The 23,997-nt window shown below is 68.1% G+C and carries 15 protein-coding genes; 9 read left to right on the top strand and 6 right to left on the bottom strand.

All coding sequences use genetic code 11. The annotated features are described in order from the left end of the window. Positions 1–67: 67 nt before the first annotated feature. The 3 genes from QZM35_RS23875 to QZM35_RS23865 form a co-directional block, all read right to left on the bottom strand. Positions 68–742 (bottom strand): TetR family transcriptional regulator, encoded by a 675-nt coding sequence (locus QZM35_RS23875; RefSeq protein WP_089426695.1) that lies wholly within the window; start codon positions 740–742, stop codon positions 68–70. Between the two features lie 116 nt (positions 743–858). Then, positions 859–2,127, bottom strand: coding sequence for an FAD-binding oxidoreductase (locus QZM35_RS23870; protein ID WP_301776927.1), 1,269 nt, complete (start codon positions 2,125–2,127; stop codon positions 859–861). A 156-nt stretch (positions 2,128–2,283) separates the two neighbouring features. Further along, positions 2,284–3,864: an amino acid permease gene (locus QZM35_RS23865; RefSeq protein WP_089433221.1), complete on the bottom strand. Its 1,581-nt coding sequence runs from the start codon at positions 3,862–3,864 to the stop codon at positions 2,284–2,286. A 620-nt stretch (positions 3,865–4,484) separates the two neighbouring features. On the opposite strand from QZM35_RS23865, the gene QZM35_RS23860 reads away from it, so the two are divergent. Then, positions 4,485–5,996, top strand: a complete 1,512-nt coding sequence (locus QZM35_RS23860) for an aldehyde dehydrogenase family protein (protein WP_069252500.1) — start codon at positions 4,485–4,487, stop codon at positions 5,994–5,996. 105 nt (positions 5,997–6,101) lie between these two features. Here the strand turns inward: QZM35_RS23860 and QZM35_RS23855 are convergent, their stop codons facing one another. After that, positions 6,102–8,549 carry a DUF3772 domain-containing protein gene (locus tag QZM35_RS23855; RefSeq protein WP_301776926.1) on the bottom strand — a complete coding sequence of 816 codons (2,448 nt, stop codon included), beginning with the start codon at positions 8,547–8,549 and terminating at the stop codon, positions 6,102–6,104. A 449-nt stretch (positions 8,550–8,998) separates the two neighbouring features. On the opposite strand from QZM35_RS23855, the gene QZM35_RS23850 reads away from it, so the two are divergent. From QZM35_RS23850 to QZM35_RS23835, 4 genes are all read left to right on the top strand, one after another. Next, positions 8,999–10,417, top strand: a complete 1,419-nt coding sequence (locus QZM35_RS23850; RefSeq protein WP_089433217.1) for an MFS transporter — start codon at positions 8,999–9,001, stop codon at positions 10,415–10,417. Between the two features lie 392 nt (positions 10,418–10,809). Continuing rightward, positions 10,810–12,129, top strand: coding sequence for a hypothetical protein (locus QZM35_RS23845; RefSeq protein WP_089433216.1), 1,320 nt, complete (start codon positions 10,810–10,812; stop codon positions 12,127–12,129). Positions 12,130–12,289: 160 nt separating this feature from the next. After that, positions 12,290–13,402 carry a porin gene (locus QZM35_RS23840; RefSeq protein ID WP_089433215.1) on the top strand — a complete coding sequence of 371 codons (1,113 nt, stop codon included), beginning with the start codon at positions 12,290–12,292 and terminating at the stop codon, positions 13,400–13,402. 10 nt (positions 13,403–13,412) lie between these two features. After that, positions 13,413–14,465: a nucleoside hydrolase gene (locus tag QZM35_RS23835; protein WP_301776925.1), complete on the top strand. Its 1,053-nt coding sequence runs from the start codon at positions 13,413–13,415 to the stop codon at positions 14,463–14,465. 6 nt (positions 14,466–14,471) lie between these two features. Here the strand turns inward: QZM35_RS23835 and QZM35_RS23830 are convergent, their stop codons facing one another. Continuing rightward, positions 14,472–15,383 carry a LysR family transcriptional regulator gene (locus QZM35_RS23830; protein ID WP_089426706.1) on the bottom strand — a complete coding sequence of 304 codons (912 nt, stop codon included), beginning with the start codon at positions 15,381–15,383 and terminating at the stop codon, positions 14,472–14,474. Between the two features lie 94 nt (positions 15,384–15,477). Here QZM35_RS23830 and QZM35_RS23825 point away from each other — a divergent pair, with 94 nt between their 5' ends. The 4 genes from QZM35_RS23825 (at position 15,478) to QZM35_RS23810 (ending at position 21,625) form a co-directional block, all read left to right on the top strand. After that, positions 15,478–16,827 carry an NCS2 family permease gene (locus tag QZM35_RS23825; RefSeq protein ID WP_089426707.1) on the top strand — a complete coding sequence of 450 codons (1,350 nt, stop codon included), beginning with the start codon at positions 15,478–15,480 and terminating at the stop codon, positions 16,825–16,827. Between the two features lie 46 nt (positions 16,828–16,873). Then, entirely contained in the window at positions 16,874–17,974 is a 1,101-nt protein-coding gene (gene add / locus QZM35_RS23820) for an adenosine deaminase (RefSeq protein WP_301776924.1), read from the top strand. Positions 17,975–18,382: 408 nt separating this feature from the next. Next, complete coding sequence (locus QZM35_RS23815; RefSeq protein WP_256976922.1) at positions 18,383–19,645, top strand: hypothetical protein; 1,263 nt, start codon at positions 18,383–18,385, stop codon at positions 19,643–19,645. Positions 19,646–19,699: 54 nt separating this feature from the next. Further along, positions 19,700–21,625: a WG repeat-containing protein gene (locus QZM35_RS23810; RefSeq protein ID WP_301776923.1), complete on the top strand. Its 1,926-nt coding sequence runs from the start codon at positions 19,700–19,702 to the stop codon at positions 21,623–21,625. Positions 21,626–21,671: 46 nt separating this feature from the next. Here the strand turns inward: QZM35_RS23810 and QZM35_RS23805 are convergent, their stop codons facing one another. Then, positions 21,672–23,900 (bottom strand): penicillin-binding protein 1A, encoded by a 2,229-nt coding sequence (locus QZM35_RS23805; RefSeq protein WP_089433209.1) that lies wholly within the window; start codon positions 23,898–23,900, stop codon positions 21,672–21,674. Positions 23,901–23,997 lie beyond the last annotated feature (97 nt).

Genomic DNA, 23,997 nt, shown 5'->3' with positions numbered 1-23,997 from the left:
AGAAGGCCGGGCGCGGATGTCGCGCGCCCGGCCTGAGTCCGGCAGGGAAACCGGCTGCCGCCGCCGCTTACGCGGCGACGTAGCGCAGCACGGCGTCGGCGATCGTGTCGCGGTGCCGCGCGCGCAGGCGCGGCGCCGACGGATCGCGGCCGAATGCGGCGCCGAACGTGTAGCGGTTCGATACGCGGTGGAAGCAGAACGAGCTGATCAGCAGGTGCAGGTCGAATGCGTCGATGTCCTTGCGGAACGCGCCGCTCGCCGCGCCGCGCTCGACCAGTTCCTCGAGCGTCTTGATGATGCTGACGTTGCGGTTCTTGAACGACTTGAGCTGTTCGAGATACTTCGCGCCGTGGATGTTCTCGATCGACACGAGGCGAACGAAGTCGCGATGCTTGTCGTGATAGTCGAACGTGAATTCGACGAGGCGGCGCATGCCCTCGCGCGGCTCCATGTCGCCGACGTGCAGCTCCTGCTCGAGCGCGCGGATGTCGCCGTACACCTTCTCCAGCACGGCCTCGTACAAGCCTTCCTTGCTTTCGAAGTAGTAGTAGAGCATCCGCTTCGTCGTGTTCGTGCGCTCGGCGATGGCATCGACGCGTGCGCCGGCGAGGCCCATCGCAGAGAATTCCTGCGTGGCGACGTCGAGGATGTTGCGCTTGGTTTGCTCGGGATCGTATTTGCGCCGCGCATCGGACGGAAGCGCGCGGGGGTCGGACGTGGCGGCCTTGCTTCCTGCTTTCATGTGGCTTTATTGTGGCTTCGGCGGCTTGGAAAAGCCATTCTAGCATGTGGGAAATTCCCGCCCGGCCGACCTTCCGCTCTAATCGGCAGGGCGGTTTCGGCCGCCGTGGCCGCCGCTCAGCGGCGGCAGGACGCGAGCGCGTCGCGGGCCTGGTACGCCGTGTACGTGAGCTGGGCGGCAGCGAGGCCCGCCAGCCCGAACGTGCGCGTGAGCCCGAACGCGTTGAAGCCCTCCGGCACCGGCCGGCCTTCGGCCAGCGTGGCCGCGAGCACTTCGCCGGCCACCGTGGTCGGCGCCATCCCGTGGCCGCCGAACGCGATCGCGTGCCACACGCCGTCCGCGTCGCGGCCGATCTGCGGCATCTTGTGCCGCGCATAGCTCATCAGCCCGCCCCACGCGTAGTCGACCTTCACGCCTTCCAGTTGCGGATACACGCGCAGCAGGTCGCGCCGCAGCAGGCGCGCGATCGCGTCGGGGCCGCGGTCGAGCACGGAGATCCGGCCGCCCCACAGGATGCGCGTGTCCTTCAGCGGACGGTAATAGTCGAACGCGAAACGCGTGTCGTAGATCGCATACGGCGCGTCGATCGCATGCGGCAGGCGCGCGCCGAGTGGTTCGGTCGCGATCACGTAGGTCGCGATCGGCAGCACCGCGCGCTCGATGCGCGGCGACACGCCGCGCGCGTAGCCGCCGCCGGCGAACACGACGTCCTTCGCGCGCACCGTGCCCTGCGCCGTGCGCGCGACGTACCCGGCGCCTTCGCGCGCGATGCCGAGCGCGGCCGAGCGTTCGTACACCCGCGCACCGCCGCGCGACGCGGCCGCCGCGACGCCGAGCACGTACTTGAGCGGATGGAAGTGGAAGGCGTTCGGCTCGAACAGGCCGCCGTAGTAGCGCTGCGTCTTCAGCCGCGTGCGCAGCGCGTCCGTCGAAACGGGTTCCCAGTCGACGCCGAGTTCGTCCTTCATCAGCGTGCGCACGCTGTCGAGCCGGGACGGATCGTCGAACCAGTTCGCGAGCATCACGCCCTGGTCGACGATGTCGCAGTCGATGCCGTAGCGCGCGATCCGCGCGCGGATCAGGTCGACCGCGTCGACGGTGAGCCGGTACAGCCGGCGCCCCTCGTCGCGGCCGAGCGTGCGCAGCAGGTCGGCGTTGTCGAGGCTGTAGCCGCCGAAGACGAAGCCGCCGTTGCGACCCGATGCGCCGAAGCCGACGCGTTCGCTGTCGAGCACGACGACGTCATGCACGCCGCGCTCGACGAGGCCGAGCGCCGTGCACAGGCCGGCGAGGCCGCCGCCGACGATGCAGACCTGCGTGTCGATCGTGCCGGTCAGTTGCGGGTAGGGCTGGCGGGTAACGGTGGCTTCGTAGAAGTTCTGCATGCGATTTCGTTGACTCTTGACGGCGGAAAAACAGGCGGCGCGCGTCGATCTTGCCTGAACGTGCGCGCCGCGTCGAATGGGGGTTGTCTGGGCACCGGCCGCCGCACTCGCATGGCGGCCGGTGCGATCCGGATTGATCCAGGCCGATCCGCGCGATCAGGCGCCCGGCGTCGGGTTGGCCGGACGGGCGCCGTAGCTCGCGTAGCCGGTTTCAGCTTGGCGGGCGGGCTCGGGCGTCGCGTTGCGTTCGATCCAGGGAGCGATCTCCATGTCTTCGTAGCGCACGAGACGGCATTTGCGCACGATCGCGTAGCCGAGCCAGATCGCGAGGAAGAACGGCAGGCCGATGTAGGTCGCGGCGACGCCGACCCAGTCGATCTTGTCGGAGAGGAACGCCTGGTAATCCTGGCCGAGCGCGATCACCGCGCACAGCGCGAACGCGAACAGCGGGCCGAACGGGAACCACTTCGACCGGTACGGCAACTGGTCGAGCCGGTAGCCCTGCTTCAGGAAGCCCTTGCGGAAACGGTAGTGGCTGACCGCGATGCCGAGCCACGTGATGAAGCCGGCCATGCCCGACGTGTTCAGCAGCCACAGGTACACGGTCTTGTCGCCATACAGCGACGTGAGGAAACACAAGGCGCCGACGGCCGTCGTCGCATACAGCGCATTGCGCGGCACGCCGCCGCGCGACAGCTTCGCGAAGATCTTCGGCGCACGGCCTTCGACCGCGAGGTTGTAGAGCATTCGCGTCGATGCATACATGCCCGAGTTGCCGGCCGACAGCACGGCCGTCAGGATCACCGCGTTCATCACGCCGGCGGCGAATGCGAGGCCCGCGTGGCGGAACACGAGCGTGAACGGGCTCACGCCGATGTCGGTCACGTCGCTCTTCAGCAGGCTCGGGTCGGTGTAGGGAATCAGCACGCCGATCACGAAGATCGCCAGCACGTAGAACAGCAGGATGCGCCAGAAGATCTGGCTCACCGCACGCGGGATCGTCGTGCGCGGGTTTTCCGATTCGCCGGCGGCGACCCCGATCATCTCGGTGCCCTGGAACGAGAAGCCCGCGATCATCGCGACGCCGAGCATCGTCGCCCAGCCGCCGGCGAACGGCGCGTCGCCGATCGTGAAGTTGCTCCAGCCCGCGCTCGGGCCGCCCTGCATGATCCCGAAGATCATCAGCAGGCCGACGCCGACGAACGCGAGCACCGTCAGCACCTTGATCAGCGCGAACCAGTATTCGGCTTCGCCGAAGCCGCGCACCGACAGCGCGTTGAGCGCGAAGATCAGCGTGAGGAACAGCGCGCTCCACCAGACGCCCGGCACGTGCGGGAACCAGTAGTTCATCACGAGCTGCCCGGCGACGAGCTCCACGGCCAATGTCACGGCCCAGCTGTACCAGTAGTTCCAGCCGAGCGCGAAGCCGAAGCCTTCGTCGACGAACTTCGCGCCGTAGGTCGCGAACGAGCCCGACACCGGCATGAACGCGGCCATCTCGCCGAGGCTCGTCATCAGGAAATAGACCATCAGGCCGATCACCATGTACGCGAGCATGGCGCCGCCGGGGCCGGCCTGCGAGATCGACGCGCCGGACGCGACGAACAGGCCCGTGCCGATCGAGCCGCCGATGGCGATCATCCGCAGATGGCGTGCCTGCAGCGCGCGGTGGAGGGACGGCTTCGCGGGCGGCGAGCCGGAGGGGCGGGGCGAATCGGGGCGGGCATCTGAATGCATGGCGGGCGCTGGGCGCTGTCTCCGGGATTGTTTTTTCGGTGACGAAGCGCGACGCGTTGCCGGCAGCGGTGATGCGGTGCTGAAACGGGCCGGGTGAGCGGGCCGCGATGCGTGTCGCCTTCGTCTGTCGTCCGGCAGCCGTGATGGCGGCCGGCGGCGCGCCGGGTGCGGTGCACCCCGACGTCGCAACGATTGTGTGTGCGCGGTGCACGGGCGGCAAACGATATTTCAGAACAGGGTGATGCGACTTTGTCATCAACTTGCGCCGCGTCACGGCATCGCCGATGCTCGGTCACGGGCCTTGGGCAAGTCTGATATCAGCGAAGAAACGCACGGTGTCATCCCGCCAGGGTGTTGCGTTTTCGGAATGAAGTCGTGAGTTAATATCAATAGCGGCCCGACTTGTGGCCACCGACAATGTGTTTCATGGATCGTGCCCTGCGAGGCGGGAGCGCGCCGTCCGGCGGGCTTCCGGCGGCGGCGCGGCGCGATGCGCCCGACGGCGCACCGGGCCTGCCGCGCGGCGCATCCGCTTGCACAGGGCGCGCGAACGCGCTCCAATCGAATCACGCGGGCGGCGTTGCCGCCGCACCGATCAATCTGTCCCTGAAGAGGAAGTGATGCAATTCAACGACATTCTTGCCGCGCTCGACATCGATCTCGCCCAGTGGAAAGGCAATGCGCTGACCGCGCGTTCGCCGCTCGACGGCGCGACGCTCGCGACGCTGGCTGTCGACACGCCCGCCGACGCCGAGCGCAAGATCGACGCCGCGCACGACGCATTCCTCAAGTGGCGCACGGTGCCGGCGCCGGTGCGCGGCGAACTCGTGCGCGTGTTCGGCAACGTGCTGCGCGAGCACAAGGCCGAGCTTGGCCGCCTCGTCACGCTCGAAGCCGGCAAGATCACGTCGGAAGGCCTCGGCGAAGTGCAGGAAATGATCGACATCTGCGATTTCGCGGTCGGTCTGTCGCGCCAGCTTTACGGCCTCACGATCGCCTCGGAGCGCCCGGGCCACCGGATGATGGAAACGTGGCACCCGATCGGCGTGTGCGGCGTGATCTCGGCGTTCAACTTCCCGGTCGCCGTGTGGGCATGGAACGCGGCGCTCGCATTCGTGTGCGGCGATTCGGTCGTGTGGAAGCCGTCCGAGAAGACGCCGCTGACCGCGATCGCATGCCACGTGCTGCTGCAGAAGGCGATCCGCGAATTCGAGAAGACCCACCCGGGCGTCGCGCCGGCGGAACTGAGCCAGCTGGTGCTCGGCATGCGCGATGTCGGCGAGGTGCTGACGGCATCGAAGAAGGTGCCGGTCGTGAGCGCGACGGGCAGCGTGCGGATGGGCCAGGAAGTCGCGAAGGTGCTGAGCCAGCGTCTTGCGCGCGGCATCCTCGAACTCGGCGGCAACAACGGGATGATCGTCGCGCCGAGCGCCGATCTGGATCTCGTGGTGCGCGCGGTCACGTTCGCGGCGGTCGGCACGGCCGGCCAGCGCTGCACGACGCTGCGCCGCCTGATCGTGCATCGCAGCCTGGTCGAGCAGCTGCTGCCGCGCATCGAGAAGGCCTACGCGTCGGTGAAGGTCGGCAACCCGCTTGAAGAAGGCACGCTGGTCGGTCCGCTGGTCGATCGCGCGTCGTTCGATGCGATGCAGAAGGCGCTGGGCGATGCACGCGAGCAGGGCGGCGAAGTGAAGGGCGGCGAGCGCGTCGACGTCGGTCACGCGGATGCGTACTACGTGCGTCCGGCCATCGTGCGGATGCCGAAGCAATCGGCGGTGGTCGAGCGCGAGACGTTCGCGCCGATCCTGTACGTGATGGTCTACGACAACTTCGACGACGCGATCGAACTGCACAACGCGGTGCCGCAAGGCCTGTCGTCGGCGATCTTCACGAACGACATGCGCGAGGCCGAGCAGTTCATGTCGGCGGCGGGCAGCGACTGCGGGATCGTCAACGTGAACATCGGCACGAGCGGCGCGGAGATTGGCGGCGCGTTCGGCGGCGAGAAGGAAACGGGCGGCGGCCGCGAGTCGGGTTCGGATGCGTGGAAGGCTTACATGCGCCGCGCGACGAACACGATCAACTACAGCCGTCAGCTGCCGCTGGCGCAGGGCGTGAAGTTCGACGTTTGATGCGGAGCGCCCGGGAGGGCGCTGCGTAGAAGGAGAAAGGGCCGGCTGCCGCGTTGCGGTGCCGGCCCTTCGTTCATCTGCGCGACGGCAAGCGTGCGAGCCGCGTCATGCGTCTCCCGCCGCCGGCATGTTCTGCACGACCAGCATCTGCGGGCTCGACAGCGTGATCCCCGCCGCGCGCAACTGCTTCAGGATCTCGAACAGCAGGTCGCTCTTCGTCGAGCCGGCGATCCGCGGGCTCGACACGTAGCCCGTCACGCTCAGCGTGATGCCGTCCGGCGTGAGCTGGCTGAACGTGACCGACGGCGCCGGCTTCTCGAGAATCGCCGCATGCGAGCGATAGGCTTCGAGCAGCAGGTCGCGCACCTGCTCGGGATCGGTGTTCAGCGGGAACGTCAGCACCAGCGTCGCGACGCCCTGCGTGCTGTTGCCCATCGTCACGTTGCGCAGGTTCTGCGAGATCAGTTGCGAGTTCGGCACGATCACGGTCGAGCGATCGCTGAGCTGGATCTCGGTCGCGCGCACGTTGATGCGGCGGATGTCGCCTTCGACGCCCGCGATGCTGATCATGTCGCCCACCTTCACCGGGCGCTCGGTCAGCAGGATCAGCCCCGACACGAAGTTCTTCACGATCTCCTGCAGGCCGAAACCGATACCCACCGACAACGCACTGACGATCCACGCGAGGTTGTTCCACCGGACGCCGAGCAGCCCGAGCGTCATCAGCACGAGCAGCACGTAGCCGACGTTGGTGAACAGCGTGATCAGCGACACGCGCATCCCGGTATCCATGCCGAGCGCGGGCATGAACTCGCTGTCGAGCCAGCGGCGCAGCGAGCGCAGCAGGTAGAAGCCGATCGCGAACCCGATCACGGCGTTCATGATCCGGTCGGGCATGATGTTCAGGCTCTGCAGCCGCTGGCTGCCGATCATCGCGACCGCGCTGTCCATAAGGTCACCCGGCGTCGTGCCGAAGCCGCCCGTCAGCAGCGCGATGGCCGCGATCAGCATCAGCAGGCTCGTGCCGAAGCCGGACAGGACCGTGCGGGCCTGGTCGAGGTGGCGATCCTCGAGCGCGAACAGGTGCTTGATCTGCTGGCCCGTCGTCAGGCTCGACGAGAACAGGCTTTCGCTCGCGTCACGCGTCAACTGGATCAGGATGTAGGTGGCGCCCAGCACGATCTCGAACCACACGAGCTCGTAGGTAATGAAGCGCGCGACCGTGATGTAGCCGATCAGGAGCGCGATCAGGGTCGCGATGATGGCGAGCGTGACGGCGGCATGGATCAGCCCGGCGAGCGTCGAGCGCTGCTCGGGCGCTTCGCCGGCGGCCGCGAGCGCGCTGCGCGCGCGGTTCGAGCGCAGCAACGATGCACCGACCGTCACCGCGACGACGAGCGACACGATCCCGCGGCCGAACAGCGTGACCGACAGGCTGGTGTCGACGATCCGGTTGATCGATTCGAGCGTGCCGGATACCAGCAGCAGCGCGGCCAGGATGCCGGGGAACGGCTTCATCGCGAGCGCGACGGGATCGGCGAGCGCGGGCAGGCGCCACGACGGATGCTTCGTGCAGAGCAGCGCACGGCCGAGCCCGGCGATCAGTGCGCAGGTCGCGGCAAGCTTCGCGAACTGGTCCCACAGATCGTTCAGCGCCGGCGTGAGGTCGTAATGGCGCGCGACGGCGAGGTAAAAGATCTGGACCGCGATGGCGGTTGCCAGCAGCGTCGACAGCGCGGTCGACAACGCCAGCGCGCTGCGGCGCAAACGGGTGGCCGGCAGGCGGTTCACGCAGAACCACGCGAGCCCGCGCTCGATGAGCCGGCGGCCGCCCATCCATGCCGCGAACGCGGCGACCAGCAGCAGCACCGTGATCGCCTTTTGCCCGGGCACCCACGACGAGCGCAGCATGTCGAGCATTTCTTCGTCGAAATCCCCGAGCCGCTGGGTGTCGTCCGGCGAAAGATGGAACAGCGGCAGCCAGAACTGCGCGCTGAAAATGCCGCCCGAACGGAACGCGAGCTGGTTCTTCAGCAGGCCGCGATGCAGCTTCGCGAACTGCTCGTTCAGGTTCGTGAGGCTGGCCTTCTGGTCGGCGGCCTGCTTCAGCGCTGCATCGAGCTGCGTCTTGCGCGCGTTCAGCGTGGCCCGTTGCTTCGCGACGGCCGGCGTTTCCGGCGCGGCGCCTTCCGCAGGCGCGGGGCCGAGCACGTCGAGCTGCCCCTGGATCTGCGCACGCTGCGGCACGAGATCGCTCTGCAGCTTCTCGACATCGGTGCTCAGCTCCTGCGTCGAGTCGCTGAGCCCGTCCAGCTCCTTGCTGTTGGACGCGGTCGAGGTCTGTTGCTTGATGCGGTCGAGTTCGGCCTGCATCTGCTTGAGCTGCGCGACCGCGTCGTTCAGCGAGATGGCCGGGACGGGCGCGCCGACGCCGCTCGCGTTCGGGGCCGAGGCGGCCGCCGGAAACGCCGACGCGGTCGCGATCGCCGCGAACTGCAGCAGCGCGATCAGGGCGATCCGCCGAGCGTAGGTGGATAGTCGTTGTATGAACATGGAATGCTTACGATTTGCCGACAATACCGGTCGCCGAAAGGCGCCCGGAAGCCGGTGGTTGGCCCGGTAGCATGTTACCGGGGTGTGGAACGCGTGGTTGTACCGATTGCGTCCCCCGTTTGTGGTGATTCCGGTGGTGCGTGCCCGCGCGAAACGGCGCACCAGGCCCGGACGGTGGGGCCGGCGCCGCCGCGATGTGACGCCGGATAGCCGTTCCGGCGCGTTTCTCGTACCCGACAGACGGTTACGCAAGTTACACAATATCTGACGCAAAAATGGGGTATCCGAAGCGGTTCGGCGGCCGGGGGCTGCACGTCATCGCGTTCGGGATATCGGGGCCGGGGTGCGCTCGCACCGGACGGACCTGCCGGTACAATGCAGCGATTCGCCCGACGGCGGCTCGCGGGTCGCCGGACAACAACATGACACGATCAGGAGACGCGCCCACGATGGCCTCAACGGACAGCCTTTCGCAGGCACCTGCCCAATCCCCACCCGTCGACCCCGGCTCCATCTCGGCCCGCCTCGACCGCCTGCCGCCCACCCGCACCGTCTGGAAGCTCGTCGTCCTGCTGAGCCTCGGCTTCTTCTTCGAGCTCTACGACCTGCTCTATAGCGGCTACGTCGCCCCCGGCCTCGTGAAAAGCGGAATCCTGTCGGCAACGACGCACGGCCTGTTCGGCACCACGGGCGTCGCGAGCTTCATCGCCGCGCTGTTCTCCGGGCTCTTCATCGGCACGATCGCGTGCGGCTTCCTCGCCGACCGTTTCGGCCGCCGCGCGATCTTCACGTGGTCGCTGCTGTGGTACACGGCCGCCAACGTCGTGATGGCGTTCCAGGACACCGCCGCCGGGCTGAACTTCTGGCGCTTCGTCGTCGGTCTCGGCCTCGGCGTCGAGATGGTGACGATCGGCACGTATATCTCCGAGCTCGTCCCGAAGCAGATCCGCGGCCGCGCATTCGCGTGCGAGCAGGCGGTCGGGTTCGTCGCGGTGCCGGTGGTCGCGTTCCTCGCGTACCTGCTCGTGCCGCACGCCCCGTTCGGCCTCGACGGCTGGCGCTGGGTCGTGCTGATCGGCGCGCACGGCGCGCTGTTCGTATGGTGGATTCGCCGCGAACTGCCGGAAAGCCCGCGCTGGCTCGCGCAGCAGGGCCGGGTCGAAGAAGCGGACCGCATCATGCGTGCGCTCGAGGCGAAGGTCGAAGCGGAATACGGCCGGCCGCTGCCGCCGCCCGCGCCTGCCGAGCCCGTGCCGCCGCGCGGCAGCTTCCGCGACATGTGGGTGCAGCCGTATCGCAGCCGCACGATCATGATGACGATCTTCAACGTGTTCCAGACGGTCGGCTTCTACGGCTTCGCGAACTGGGTGCCGACGCTGCTGATCAAGCAGGGCATCACGATTACGTCGAGCCTGATGTATTCGAGCGTGATCGCGCTCGCCGCGCCGATCGGCCCGCTGATCGGTCTCGTGATCGCCGACCGCTTCGAGCGCAAGTCGGTGATCGTCGCGATGGCGGCGGCGATCGTCGTCTGTGGGCTGCTGTTCAGCCAGACGACGGTGGGCGCATTCCTGATCGTGCTCGGCATCGGCCTCACGCTCGCCAGCAACATCATGTCGTACAGCTTCCACGCGTATCAGGCCGAGCTGTTCCCGACGTCGATCCGCGCGCGGGCCGTCGGCTTCGTCTATTCGTGGAGCCGCTTCTCGGCGATCTTCTCGTCGTTCGTGATCGCGGCCGTGCTGAAGGGCTTCGGCACGTTCGGCGTGTTCGCGTTCATCGCGGGCGCGATGGTGATCGTGATGGCCGCGATCGGGTTCATGGGGCCGCGCACGAAGGGCATCGCGCTCGAAACCATCTCGAAGTAACCGGTGGTTGCGCACGCATGTCGCACGGTTCGTGCGGCGTGCGTGCGTGTGATGCGATGGCGATTGCATCGCGCATACGGCATGTACCGTGTATCGGGAGTGATCTGGCATCCGAATTGATTTGAAGACCCAGTCGTGCCTTGGCGAATCACACCGCTTCCTGTATCGATCGCGCACGCCCAATAAATCAGACTGCCACGTAACGAACAAGCAAGCGGCAACGAGTTGAAACAAAGCGTGACGAAGCGCAAAACCGCGACGTTCGCCCCTGCCGATTCTTGCTCGGACGCGTAAAATGAAGGGCCTGACGACTCATTAGCCGCCATCGGACCGACCGCGTTGCAACAGCGAACGGCTCCGCCGCGAAGAGGCGTCGGCGCCCGGCGCACACGATGCGCCGGACGTGTCGATGGCTTGCGCGGAAGATGCGCCGCCCGCAACAGCAGCATGCGGCGGCCGGATCGGCCGATGGCTTCGAACGTATGATGCCTTTCAGCTTCACGCGGCGATTTGCGAAGCCGCGTTGCCTTGCCCGTGTCGCCGCTGCGTGTATCGGGATCGCCGCGGCACTGCCGATCTCCGTGCTCGTCGAGCGGCCTGCCTTGGCGGCGTCCGACGCATCGGCGCCCGTCGCTACGTCGTCCTCATCAGTCGAGTCACCCGCATCGGCAGCTTCTCGGGCGCATCCCGCTTCGGCGGCGCATGCATCGTCGGGTGCGTCGGCGGCCAGGCCCGCGCCTGCCGCATCACACGTGCGTCCCGTGGAGCCTGCCAGCCCGGCGTCGGGCGCAGCGAATGCATCGGGCGCATCCGCACCTTCCGCAGCTTCCGCCGCCGCACCTGCATCGGCCGCTTCCGCTGCGCCCGCCAGCGAAGCCGAGCCACCCGCACCGACACCGCCGCGCCAGCATCCTCCCCTGTCGGCCGAAGAGGCAAAAGATGCGACGGCGCGCGCGATCGACATGCGCAAGCGCTTCACGCAGGAAGTCACGCGGCGCCTGAACGTGCCCGCAAGTGAGCAACGCGCGTACGGCGAGCGTCTCCAGAAAGCGCTCGTCGATGCGAACCTCGGCGACCTCGCCGGCGAATACATCGCGATGGTCGACCGCGCGCCGAACGTCCAGGCGCTGTTCATCTACTTCCGCGCGACGCCGGCCAACGCGTGGATGATGATTGGCGCATCGCCGGTCGGCACCGGGCTGCCGGGCACGTACGACCATTTCCTGACGCCGCTCGGCGTGTTCCATCACTCGCCGGACAACATGGATTTCCGCGCGGAAGGCACGACGAACGAGAACGGCATTCGCGGCTATGGGCACCGCGACATGCGCATCTACGACTTCGGCTGGGTGGACGGCGAGCGTGGGTGGGGCAAGGGCGGCGTGTCGCCGATGCGCTTCCAGATGCATGCGACCGATCCCGATCGCCTCGAAGCGCTGCTGGGCATCCGGCACTCGAAAGGGTGCGTGCGCATTCCCGCCTCGCTGAATACGTTCTTCGACCAGCACGGCCTGCTCGACGACGACTACCAGGCACGCGTCGAGGCCGGCAAGTCGCTGTGGGTGCTGCGTCGCGATCGCGACATCACGCCGATCGCGGGCCGCTACCTGGTCGTGATCGACAGCGCACGCAAGACGCGGCCGGCATGGTCGCCGTTGCCGGGGCGCAAGGCGTGGTCGAAGCTGCCGAAGGGCGGCGACACGGCGGATTGACGGCCGGCGAGGCGGGCACGGGAGCGATCCGGATGAGAATAAATCCGTTTTATTGAACCATAATAAAAGCAAACTTTTATTATCCGATCCGGGTTCGTATAGTCGAGGCCAGTTTCGCGGAGCCCTGCCGCGCCTGGACCACCACCGATCACACGACCCGATGAAAACTCTCTACAAGCTCGCCCCGCTCGCGATGCTCGGCGCCTTCGCGACGCATGCCTGTGCGCAAAGCAGCATCACGCTGTACGGTCTCATCTCGGCCGGTGTCGGGTTCGCGACCAACCAGGGCGGCAAGAACGCCTGGCAGGCGCTGTCCGGCACGAACCAGAACCCGCGCTGGGGGCTGAAGGGCAAGGAGGATCTCGGGCAGGGGCTGTCCGCGGTCTTCCAGCTGGAGAACGGCTTCAACGTGATGACCGGCACGGCCGCGCAGAACGGCCGCGAGTTCGGGCGGATGGCCTACGTCGGCCTCGCCGACCGCACCTACGGCTCGCTGACGTTCGGCCGCCAGTACGATGCGATCCACGACTACATCGGGCCGGTGATCATCGCGAGCAACGGCGTGAACATCGGCGACAACGACAACGGCTACAACGACATCCGCGTGCAGAACTCGGTGAAGTACGTGAGCCCCGTCTACTACGGCCTGAAATTCACCGCGCTGTACGGCTTCAGCAACGCGCCCGGCTTCGCGAACAACAGCGCATACAGCTTCGGGCTCGGCTACGAGCAGGGCCCGCTGCGCTGGAGCGCGGTCTACGCGCAGTACAACCATCCGTACAGCGCGACGAACCAGGACGGCGCGATCGCGAACGACTATGCGTCGCCGCTGCTGATCTTCAGCAAGAGCGCGATGTCGCCGGCGGCTTACGCGAGCCGGCAGCGGATCGCGGGCACGGGCGGCTTCTACACGATCGGCCGCGCGCAGTTCGCGGCGATGTTTACCGACGTGCGCTACGATTACCTCGACAATTCGCACCTGCACCTGCAGAACCTCGGCGTGAACGTCGTCTACACGATGACGCCGCAGCTCTTCCTCGGCGCCGCGTATGCGTTCACGAACGGCAAGTACGACGTGATCGACAAGCGGCCGAAATGGCACCAGGTGAACCTGCAGGCCGATTACTTCCTGTCGAAACGCACCGACGTCGCGCTGACGGTGATCGCGCAGCAGGCGGCCGGCGACGCGGACCATGCGCAGATCTTCGCCTACGCACGGTCGACCGGCACGCGCCAGATGATGGCGACGCTCGGCGTCCGGCATGTTTTCTGAGCGCCCGACCATGACCCATCCGATCGCATCCCGCCGTACCTTCCTGAAACTGTCCGCCGCGCTGGCCGGCACCGCGCTGCTGCCGGAAACGGGCGCGTTCGCGGCCGGCGACGCCGCCGGGCGCCGCACGGTGATCATCGATACCGACCCGGGGCAGGACGACGCCATCGCGATCCTGTTCGCGCTGGGCGCGCAAGACAAGCTCGACGTGCGCGCGCTGACCGCCGTCGCCGGCAACGTGCCGCTCGACCTGACTGAACGCAATGCGCGGATCATTCGCGACTGGGCCGGCCGCACGAAGACGCTGCCCGTCTACGCAGGCTGCCCGCGTCCGCTCGTGCGCGACCTCGTGACGGCCGCGAACGTGCACGGCAAGACCGGGCTCGAAGGCGTCGAGCTGCACGAGCCGCGCGCACCGCTTGCCGCCGGTCACGCGGTGGCGTACCTCGTCGATACGCTGAGCCGCGCGGCGCCGGGTAGCGTGACGCTGTGCGCGCTCGGCCCGCTGACGAACCTCGCGACCGCGTTGGTCGAAGCGCCGCAGATTCGCGGCGCGCTGCGCGAGATCGTGCTGATGGGCGGCGCGTTCTTCGAGCGCGGCAACATCACGCCGGCCGCCGAATTCAACATTTACGTCGATCCGCAGGCGGCCGAAGTCGTATTCGGCAGCGGCGTGCCGATCGTCGTGCTGCCGCGCGATGTCGCCGTGAAAGCGCCGATCACGCCGGCGCGCGTCGCGCCGTTCCGCGCGCTCGGCAACCGCTGCGGCGCGATCGTCGCCGACATCATGGAGGCCGAACTCGCGTACAACAAGAAGCGGCGCGGCGTCGAAGATGCGCCGATGTACGATCCGACCGCGGTCGGCTATCTCGTCGATCCGACGTTGTTCGGCGGACGCAAGGTGAACGTGACGGTCGAGACGACCGGCCAGTGGACACTCGGCGAGACGGTCGTCGACTGGAACGGGCGCAGCGGCCGTACGGCGAACGCGACGTGGATCAACGAGGTCGATGCGGACCGCTTCTACGCGGCGCTCGTCGAGCGCATCGCGAAGTTGCCCTGAAGGCATTCAGATGTGCTTCGCAATCCATTCGCGGCACGCGCGCACGTGCGGGCCGCGATCGTCGCCGGTGAGCGAGATCAGCGAGATCGCGCGCGTGACGCGTGGCTTGTCGACGCGCAGCGCGACGAGTTCGGGATCGTGCAGATGCATCGTGTAGAGGCTCGGCAGCACGGCGGTCGCGAGGCCGTTGCGCGCAAGCGCGTAGAGCGGCTCGGTGTACTCCATCCGGTACGTGACGTTCAGGCGCAGCTTCTCGGCGCCGCCGGTGCGATGCAGCGATTCGCTGACGCTGCCGCGCACGAACACCGCGAGCTCGCGATCGACGAGCCTGGCCCACGTGACGCTCTTCGCGCGGGCAAGCGGATCGTCATGCCGCACGACGATCACGATCTCGTCCTCGAAGAGCTGCTGGTAGCGCAGCGTGCCGTCGTCGCTGTCCGGTTCGCGCACGCCGATGCCGAGATCCGCGACGCTGTCGCGCACGGCTTCGACGAGCGCGCTGTTGGGCAGGTCGGTGAGGGTGAAGCGCAGGGTCGGATGCGCGTCGCGCAGCGCATTGAGCGCGGGCAGCAGGCGGCCCGCGACCGACGGGATGAACGCGATGCGCACGGTCTGGATGCGTTCGCCGATGAGCCGTGTCATGTCGTCGAAGGTGCCGCGCGCCTGGTTGAGCAGGCGTTCGGCGAGCGGCAGCACGGCAACGCCTGCGGAGGTGAGTGTGAGCCGGTGCGCGGAGCGCGCGAACAGGCGCCCGCCGAGCAGGAACTCGATCTGGCGGATCGACGCGGTGAGCGCGGGCTGCGTGAGCGACAGCGCCTGCGCGGCCTGCGTGAAGCTGCGTGCGTGGGCAAGCACGACGAAGTGCTGGACCTGCCGCAGCGTGAGCGCGGGCAGCAGCGACGAGCGGTCGGACGACATCGGGCAATAACGGTCGGGATGCGGTACGCGGCAGTATAAGACCGCGCTGCGTGAATCGACACAGGACAATATTCGGAATCACAGGAGAACCACCATGTCAGCGACTGACACGATGCCGGCGCACGCGCCGGCCAACTGGCTCGAACGCCGCTTCGCGCTCGCCGCGCGCGGCACGAGCGTGCGCACGGAGACGATCGCGGGCGTCACGTCGTTTCTCGCGGCCGCGTACCTGCTCGTCGTGATCCCGTCGCTGCTCGCGACGGGCGGCATGGAGCGCGGCGCGGCGACGACCGCGACGATCATCGTGTTCGTGCTGTTCACCACGCTGATGGGGCTCTACGCGAACCTGCCGTTCCTCGTCGGCCCCGGCATCGGCGGCTCGGTGATCATCGGCGTGACGCTCGCGACGACCGAGCACGTCGGCTGGCAGACGGGTCTCGGCATTGCCTGCGTGTCGGGCGTGCTGTTCTTCCTGCTGACGATCCTCGGCGCGCGCGGCGTCGTGGTGCGGCTGATTCCGGTGCAGATCAAGCTCGGGCTCGGCGCGTCGATCGGGCTGTTCGTGACGATGCTCGGGCTGCGCAACGCGGGGATGGTCGTCGCGAACGCGAAGACCAACGCGTTCGCGCTCGGCGATTTCTCGCGGCCGGGTGCGCTCGTTGCGCTGATCGGCCTCGCGGTCGCGATCGTGCTGCAGGCGCGCAAGGTGCCCGGCGCGATCCTGATCGCGATCCTCGTCGCAGCCGCGGCCGGCGTGCCGCTCGGCGTCACGCATCTGCCCGCGTCGTTCGTGTCGCTGCCGCACAGCATCGCGCCGATCGCGTTCAAGCTCGACATCGGCAGCGCGTTGAGCCTCGCGGCCGCGCCGTACCTGTTCGCGTTCTTCGCGGCGGAATTCTTCTCGACGCTCGGCACCGCGCTCGCGGTCGGCGCGAAGGCGAACCTGCTCGACGAGCAGGGCAACCTGCCGAACATCAACCGGCCGTTCCTCGTCGATTCGCTCGCGGCGACGCTCGGGCCCGTGTTCGGCATTCCCGCGCTGACCGCGCTGATCGAATCGGCGGCAGGCGTCGAGGCCGGCGGCCGCAGCGGGCTGTCGTCGCTGGCGGCGGCCGTGCTGTTCGCCGCGATGCTGCTGTTCGTGCCGGTCGCGCTCGCGATCCCGAAAGAGGCGACCGCGCCGGCGCTGATCCTGATCGGGCTGTCGATGTTCGCGACGATCCGCCATACGCATTTCGACGACTTCACCGATGCGCTGCCCGTGATGTCGATGGTGCTGCTCACGCTGATGTCGAACAGCTTCGGCACCGGCATCGCGGGCGGGCTGCTGTGCTACGTGCTCGTCAAGCTGCTGGCCGGCCGCTGGCGCGACGTGTCGTGGGGGCTCGTCGTGCTCGCGCTTCCGCTCGGCTACTACTTCTGGACCGTCGTGAAGCCGCACTGAGAGACGGCTTTCGCGACGCATCGGCACTACCCATAACGAGACTGCAATGAAGGCAACACCAGGTAACGTCCCGGCCGCGCGCACAGGCATCGAGATCACGCCGGCCCACCGGGCCTTCTTCCACGCGCTGCCGAAGGTCGAGCTGCATTGCCACCTGCTTGGCGCGGTGCGGCACGACACGTTCGTCGCGCTCGCGGCGCGCAGCGGCGCGCCGATCGAGCGCGCGGAGATCGACGCGTTCTATGCGCGGGGCGAGAAGCCGGTCGGCGTGCTGCATGTGCTGCGCGTGCTCGACCGGTATCTGCTCACGCAGCCCGACGACCTGCGGCGGATCGCCTACGAGTATCTGGAGGATGCGGCCGCGCACCACGTCCGGCATGCGGAATTCTTCTGGAATCCGACGGGTACGGTGCGCGTGTCGGGGATCGCGTATGCGGATGCGCAGGCCGCGATCGTGACGGGTATTCGCGACGCCGCACGCGACTTCGGGATCGGCGCGCGCCTGATCCCGAGCATCGACCGCGAGCAGGATCCCGACGAAGCGGTGGCGATCGTCGAATGGATGAAGGCGAATCGCGCGGATGAAGTGGCGGGGCTCGGGATCGACTATCGCGAGAACGACCGGCCGCCGGAGCTGTTCTGGAAGGCGTACCGCAATGCGCGCGCGGCGGGCTTTCGCACGACCGCGCATGCGGGCGAGTTCGGGATGCCGTGGCGCAACGTCGAGACGGCCGTCGATCTGTTGCAGGTCGATCGCGTCGATCACGGTTACACGATCGTCGACAACCCGGAGCTGTGCGCGCGCTATGCGGAGCGCGGGATCGTCTTCACCGTCGTGCCGACGAATTCGTACTATCTGCGTACGCTGCCGCCGGAGCAATGGGCGGAACTTCACCCGATGCGCAAGATGCCGGGCCTCGGGCTGAAGATCCATCCGAACACCGACGATCCGACGCTGCACAAGGTCAATCCGTCGGAGGCATGGGAGCTGATGTTCAGCCATTTCGGGTTCACCGTGGCCGAGCTGAAGCAGTTCATACTGAACGGGATCGACGGCGCATGGGTGGACGACGCGACGAAGGCTGCGTGGCGTGCGGCGTGGGCGCCGGAGTTCGACGTGCTGGCTGCCACGCTCGCGGCGGGCTGAACGCGGCTGCGTTTTACGCCGGCTGGTGCTTCAACCGGCCGGCGACTCGTTGTGCCGGAACAGCTTCACGACGCCCGGCAGGCCGCCGGCGTCGAGCGATTCCGCGTAGCGGTGCAGCAGGTTCGCGATCGCGACTGCGCTCTGGGTCATGCGGGCTCCCCCCTCGTTGAGCGATGACGACGATGGTGCGCGGCGCGCGGCGGCTCCGCTTCGTCCGGGTGGCCTGAGCCGGCACACGCCTCTCCATACCTTTTCATTTCCTGCACATCGCCGTTATTGCCCGCGCCGGCTGGCACGCGTCGCCCGCGTTCGCTATATTGGCGTCCGGTAGCGATTGGTCGTGTCGCAGCCGCCGTGCGCTGTCGCGCCGGATATTCCCAAAACAATTCGAAGAGAGAGGCTTCAGCCGTGCGTACCCCCTTGTTCTGTCTGCTGTTGCTCGCGTCGCTGTCCGCGCGGGCCGGCACTGCCTGTGATGCGTTGCTCGGCGATTACGCGCCGGCGGCCGGCAAACCCGCGACGCTGCGCGTCGAGAAAGTGGGCGGCGAGATCGTGCTGCGTGTGCGCGACGCCGGCCAGTGGAGTGTCGAAACGGCGCCGACGCACGAGGCCGAGCTGGAAACCGACGGTCCCGACAAGGCGCCGCCGGGCACCTGCGTGCTCGACGTGCCGGGCGGCGAACTGATCAAGCTGCCGATCGGCGCGCCGTATCAGGTTACATCGATTGCCGGCAAGAACTTCGAGACGAAGCATTCGACGACTGGCGTCGTGATGCTGGCGATACAGGGTTTTCAGGTCAACGGCATGGAACTGTATCCGGTCGCGCGCAGCGGCGATTCGCGGCCGGAGCCCGTGAAGGCGGTGGCGGGGCGGGAGATTGCCGGCGCGGGCCCGTGCCCGGGCCACCGTCCGCCCGACATGAGCCAGGCCGACTTCGATGCGCTGCCGGAAGCCGCGCACACGTATTTCGCCGACCTCGATCCGGTGCGGCAGCGCGCGTTCGTGTGCGGCCAGACGCTCGACGAGATCGTTGGCGACGGCCTGATGTCGAACGACGACAAGGAAATCGATACGATGTGGCGCCGGCTCGGCATGCTGTTGCGCGCGCATCAGGTGCCGCGTGACGAACTCGGCCGCGACGATCGCTGGCGCGTGGCCGGCCAGTTGCTGCGGCAGATCCGGCCCGACGCAGGCGCGCAGGCGTCGCCCGATCGCGCGCGCCGGCAGGCACTCGTGCTCGACGCGCTGGTGCCGAGCCTGCCGCCGCCCGACACGCTGCGCGATGGCCGCGAAGAGCACGCGAGCGACCTCGTCGCCGAAATCGTGAAACTGCCGGAACCGGAGGCACTCGCCGCGCTCGGCAAGTTGCAGGCGCGCGGCGTGCTGCGCTGGCAGCTCCATGACAACAACCCGTACCGGCTCGCCGACGTCGCATTGCCGGACGCATTGAATCCGCCCGTGGCCGCTTCGGTCTTCGTGCTGCTCGCGAAGGAGGCGAACCCGGACGTGCTGCATGACGATGCGCTGCTCGACGGCGAGGTGACTGCGCGCCGTGTCGACGGCGTGCAGCGCCTGCTCGACGCCGGCGTGAAGCCGTCCGCGAAAGTGCTGGCGGACGCCGCCGACACGCCGGAGATCCTGCGGCTGCTGAAGGCATCCACCGCACGCTGATGGCGGGCGAACCGACGCAATACGACGACAACAAGAACCAGGGCGACCCTTCCAATGGGCAATCGATCATGGCTGTATCTCCAGGCCGGTGACGGCGACGACGCGCGGACGATCGCGCTGGCGGAATCCAACAATCACTTTCCGCTGCTGTGGCGCGTATTGCTCGCCGACGGCGGCGCGGGCGACGCGATCACCGATCAGCGCGTATTCGGCGATGCCGGCACGCCGAATCTCACCAGCGACGCGCGCGCCGCGCTTGCGCGACTCAGCCGGCTCGCGTCGTTCGTCGTCGCGTATCCGCTGCCCGGCGACGATCCGGCGCTCGCGCGCCAGTTCGATGCGGTCGTGCGGCATCTCGGCGAATCGATCGATGCGCTCGGCGACGCGCACGGCGCAGCCCGGTTTTCCGCGAATCTCGACGAGTTGTCGTGGCTCGACGGCGGCGATCCGAACGACTACATCGACCAGGAACGCGATGCCTGCACGCGGCTGTGGTGGCAGGTCGCAAACTGCATGGATTTCCGCGACGTGCGCGGCGTGCGCGATGCGCTCGAGATCGAGTCGCCGCCCGACTGGCGCGACTGGGCGTGGGGCTTCGGGTTCGGCGGCCTGTTGCATCACTATTTCGTTCGTCAGCAGCCGCCGCGCGGCGTGGCGTTTGCCGAGCTGTTCGATGCCGGCGAAGCGCACGGCGACCGGCTCGGCTACGGCACGTTCAGCTTTCGCGCACGCAACGGGCTGTGGGGTGTGCGACGTGAAACCGACGATGCGTGGCACGTGATCGTGCCGCCCGAGTGGACGAACCTGTGGACGAGCGGCGCGCGCGACGACCGGCTCCTGTGGGCCGAGCGCGACGGGAAGGTCGGCCTGCTGTTCGCCGATGGCGATGTCGACCGCGACGGTGATGGCGACGGCGACGAGATGCGGATCGTGCGCGAACCGTCGTTCGACGCCGTGTGGGATTTCAGCGGCGACGTCGCCTGCGTGCGCGTCGGCGAGCGGTTCGGACTCGTGCGCACGGACGGCACGTGGGTGCTCGAACCGTCGCTCGACGATTTCGGCGACTTCACGGGCGGAGTCGCGTCCGCGAGCCTGGACGGCCGCTGGGGCTTCGTCGACACGCGCGGTGCGTGGGCGATTCCGCCGCGTTTCGACGATGCGCACGAGTTCGAGAACGGCACCGTCGCGGCGGTATCCGAGGGCGAACGGTGGGGGCTGATCGGGCGCGACGGGCAATGGCGCGCGCAGCCCGATTGGGACGCGCTCGAATGGTCGTCCGAATGCGGCGCCTTCGTCGCGCGGCGCAACGGTCACGTCGGCCTCGTCGATGCGAAAGGCCGCGTCGTCGTCGAGCCGCATTATGCGGAAGTCGCCAGGCTGACCGACGACGAACGGACGGACATGCTGACGGAGCTCGGCGCGATCCGCCATATCGTGCGGCGCGACGACGGGCGTTGCGCGATCGTCGACGGGCAGGGCCGCGTGCTGACGCCGTTCGACTTCGTCAACATGGGGGCGCTGCCGTGGTTGCCCGATGACGAAGCCGTGCCGGGCGAGCTGTTCACGCGTTACGCGATCGGTGTCCTGCCGGGCGAGCCGGTGCAACTCGCGATCTGCGATCTCGAGACGGGCGCGACGCTCGTGCAGGGACGCTACGACGACGTGGCCGGCCTGTTCTGGGGCGCCGGTCACGGCTGGCTGGCCGGTGTGGAGGAGGGCGGCGACGACGTGCGTGCGACGGTGCTTCGCGCGGACGGCACCGTGCTGCATCCGGCGCGTTACACGCGCATCGGTGACGATGCGCTGTTCGACGACGATCGCGACGCCGCCGACGGACACGCGATGCTGATGCCGTGGTTCGTCCGCCGTGTCGCGGTCGCGCAGAGCTGGAGCGTGGGCGAACCGGTCGCCGCATTGCGCGACGACGGCGTGCCCGTATGGCTGTACGCGGACGGGCACGTGACGACGACGCTTCGATAGGCCGAGCCGTTGTCGTGGAGGCCGGCGTGGCGCGCCGGCACTCCGATCATCGGAAGAACTTCAGCCAGTCGAACAGGCCCGGATGCGGCGTGCGCCGCCGTGGCGCCGGCGCGCTGCGCGGCCGGAAATCCGGCGAGAACTGCGCGTGCGGATCGATCGCCCGCGCGCGCAGCGCCGCATCGTAGAAACTGCCGACGATCGGCAGCGCGCTGTGCGCGCCCGCGCCCCAGTAATCGCTGCGCAGCGTCACGCTGCCGTCGTCGAAGCCGACCCACGCGCCGGCCACGAGCTGCGGATGCATCAGGATGAACCAGCCGTCCGCGTTGTCCTGCGTCGTGCCCGTCTTGCCGGCGACGTCGACGCGAATGCCGTAACGCGAACGGATGTCGGCGCCGGTGCCGCGATCGACGACATCGCGCATCACGTCCACTAGCGTCTGCGCGGCGGGCTCGGGCAACGCACGTTCGGGCGGCGCGCTGCCGAAGACGGCGAGCACCTTGCCGTCGCGGTCCTCGATGCGCGTGATCGTCTGCGGTGCGACGTATACGCCGCGGTTCGCGATCGTGCCGTACGCGGACACCATCTCCTTCAGCGTGACGGGGCTCGTGCCGAGCGCGAGCGACGGCACCGCGTCGAGCGGGCTTTCGCGCACGCCCATCGCGCGGGCGAGCTGTGCGACCTTCGCGGCGCCTTCGTGCTGCATCACCTGCGCGGTGATGCGGTTGCGTGACAGCGCGAGCGCATCGCGCAGCGTCATCGGCTCATCGGTCGGCGGCTCGGCATCGGTCGGGCGCCAGACCGCGCGCCCGTCGATCGGGATCGCCACGGGGCGGTCCATGAACGTATCGCCCGGCCGCATGCCGTCCGCGAACGCGGCGCCATAGACGAACGGCTTGAACGTCGAGCCGGGCTGGCGCCGCGCCTGCGACACGTGATCGAACGGTTCGCTGCCGAAATCGGGGCTGCCGACCCACGCACGGATCGCGCCGTTGCGCGGATCGATCGCGACGAAGCCGGCCTGCACCTGCGTCTTGCGCTCGCACAGCGCGCGCATGAAATCGCGATTGGCGCCGAGCCGCTTCAGCGCCACGACATCGGTCAGCCCCGCGTCGCGCGCTTGCCGATAGTCGGGCGTCTGGCGGATGAAGCCGCGGAACAGGTCGTTGCGCAGCCCGCAGCCGGACGGGCCGCGCCACGCGCTGTCGGCGATCGCCTGCAGCCGTTCGGTCTGCCGCGTCAGCGCCTGCGTCGCCATGTCCTGCAGTCGCGCGTCGAGCGTCGTGCGCACGACGAGTCCATCGGCGTACAGATCGTAGTTGTTGCGATCGGCCCACGCGATCAGCCATTTGCGCAACTGCACCGCGAAGTGCGGGGCGAGGCCGGGCTGCCCGGATTGCGGCTCGAAGTCGACGCGCAGCGGCTGGCGCTGCAGTTTCGCGAGCTGCTGCGGCGTCAGCATGTGCATCTGCGCCATCCGGTCGAGCACGATGTTGCGTCGCTGTACCGCGCGCTCCGGGTTCAGCACCGGGTTGTAGTAGCTGTTGCCCTTCAGCATCCCGACGAGCGTCGCGCTTTCGACGATGTCGAGCTGGTCGGCCGACTTGCCGAAGTAGGTGCGCGCGGCCATTTCGACGCCGTACGCGTTGTACAGGAACGGCACGGTGTTCAGGTAGGTCTCGAGAATCTCGTCCTTGCTGTACACCGACTCGATCTTGAACGCGGTGATCAGCTCCTTCACCTTGCGCGTGAGCGTCGGCGCGCGGCCGACTTCATCCGGATACAGGTTGCGTGCAAGCTGCTGCGTGATCGTCGAGCCGCCCTGGCGGTCGCCCGAGAACGTGTGCAGCCCGGCCGCGAGCGTGCGGCGCACGTCGATGCCGTGATGCGCGTAGAAACGGTGGTCCTCGGTCGCGATCAGCGCGTCGACCATGTGCGGCGAGATCTGCTTGAGCGGCACCCATTCGCGGTTGACGGGCCGGAACTCGGCGATCAGCTGGCCGTCGGCGGACAGCACGCGCGCGGGACGATCGATGCGCGCCTTGCGGATGTCGCCGATGCTCGGCGTGAACGGGACGAACGCGAGCAGCACCAGCAGGCCCAGCACCGGGATCGCGGCGAGCGTCAGCGCGACGCCGCGTCGCGTCGGATGACGCAGGCGATGCAGCACGCCGGCGCCCAGCGCGCGGAGGCGCACGCCGCAGGCGGCGGCGAACGGTACGACGCGGGCGCGGCAACGGAGCCACGCGTGTCGGAGAAGCGGCACGAAGCGATTCAAGGCGACAGGAGCGCGGATGGAAGAGGCGCGATCCTAGCAAACGGCACACGGGCGACGCCCGCCAAAACAGCCGTTTGCTTGCAGGATTTACAGACGA

Origin of the sequence: Burkholderia sp. AU45274, assembly GCF_030482505.1 — a bacterium.
Taxonomy (GTDB): Bacteria; Pseudomonadota; Gammaproteobacteria; order Burkholderiales; family Burkholderiaceae; genus Burkholderia.
The sequence above is the reverse complement of the archived record's forward strand: the minus strand, read 5'-3'. Positions and strand labels throughout refer to the sequence as shown.

Bases quoted from the DNA above. Each gene is read 5' to 3' on its own strand.
- QZM35_RS23875 (WP_089426695.1), bottom strand. From the start codon at position 742: ATGAAAGCAGGAAGCAAGGCCGCCACGTCCGACCCCCGCGCGCTTCCG.
- QZM35_RS23870 (WP_301776927.1), bottom strand. From the start codon at position 2,127: ATGCAGAACTTCTACGAAGCCACCGTTACCCGCCAGCCCTACCCGCAA.
- QZM35_RS23865 (WP_089433221.1), bottom strand. From the start codon at position 3,864: ATGCATTCAGATGCCCGCCCCGATTCGCCCCGCCCCTCCGGCTCGCCG.
- QZM35_RS23860 (WP_069252500.1), top strand. From the start codon at position 4,485: ATGCAATTCAACGACATTCTTGCCGCGCTCGACATCGATCTCGCCCAG.
- QZM35_RS23855 (WP_301776926.1), bottom strand. From the start codon at position 8,549: ATGTTCATACAACGACTATCCACCTACGCTCGGCGGATCGCCCTGATC.
- QZM35_RS23850 (WP_089433217.1), top strand. From the start codon at position 8,999: ATGGCCTCAACGGACAGCCTTTCGCAGGCACCTGCCCAATCCCCACCC.
- QZM35_RS23845 (WP_089433216.1), top strand. From the start codon at position 10,810: ATGCGCCGGACGTGTCGATGGCTTGCGCGGAAGATGCGCCGCCCGCAA.
- QZM35_RS23840 (WP_089433215.1), top strand. From the start codon at position 12,290: ATGAAAACTCTCTACAAGCTCGCCCCGCTCGCGATGCTCGGCGCCTTC.
- QZM35_RS23835 (WP_301776925.1), top strand. From the start codon at position 13,413: ATGACCCATCCGATCGCATCCCGCCGTACCTTCCTGAAACTGTCCGCC.
- QZM35_RS23830 (WP_089426706.1), bottom strand. From the start codon at position 15,383: ATGTCGTCCGACCGCTCGTCGCTGCTGCCCGCGCTCACGCTGCGGCAG.
- QZM35_RS23825 (WP_089426707.1), top strand. From the start codon at position 15,478: ATGTCAGCGACTGACACGATGCCGGCGCACGCGCCGGCCAACTGGCTC.
- add (WP_301776924.1), top strand. From the start codon at position 16,874: ATGAAGGCAACACCAGGTAACGTCCCGGCCGCGCGCACAGGCATCGAG.
- QZM35_RS23810 (WP_301776923.1), top strand. From the start codon at position 19,700: ATGGGCAATCGATCATGGCTGTATCTCCAGGCCGGTGACGGCGACGAC.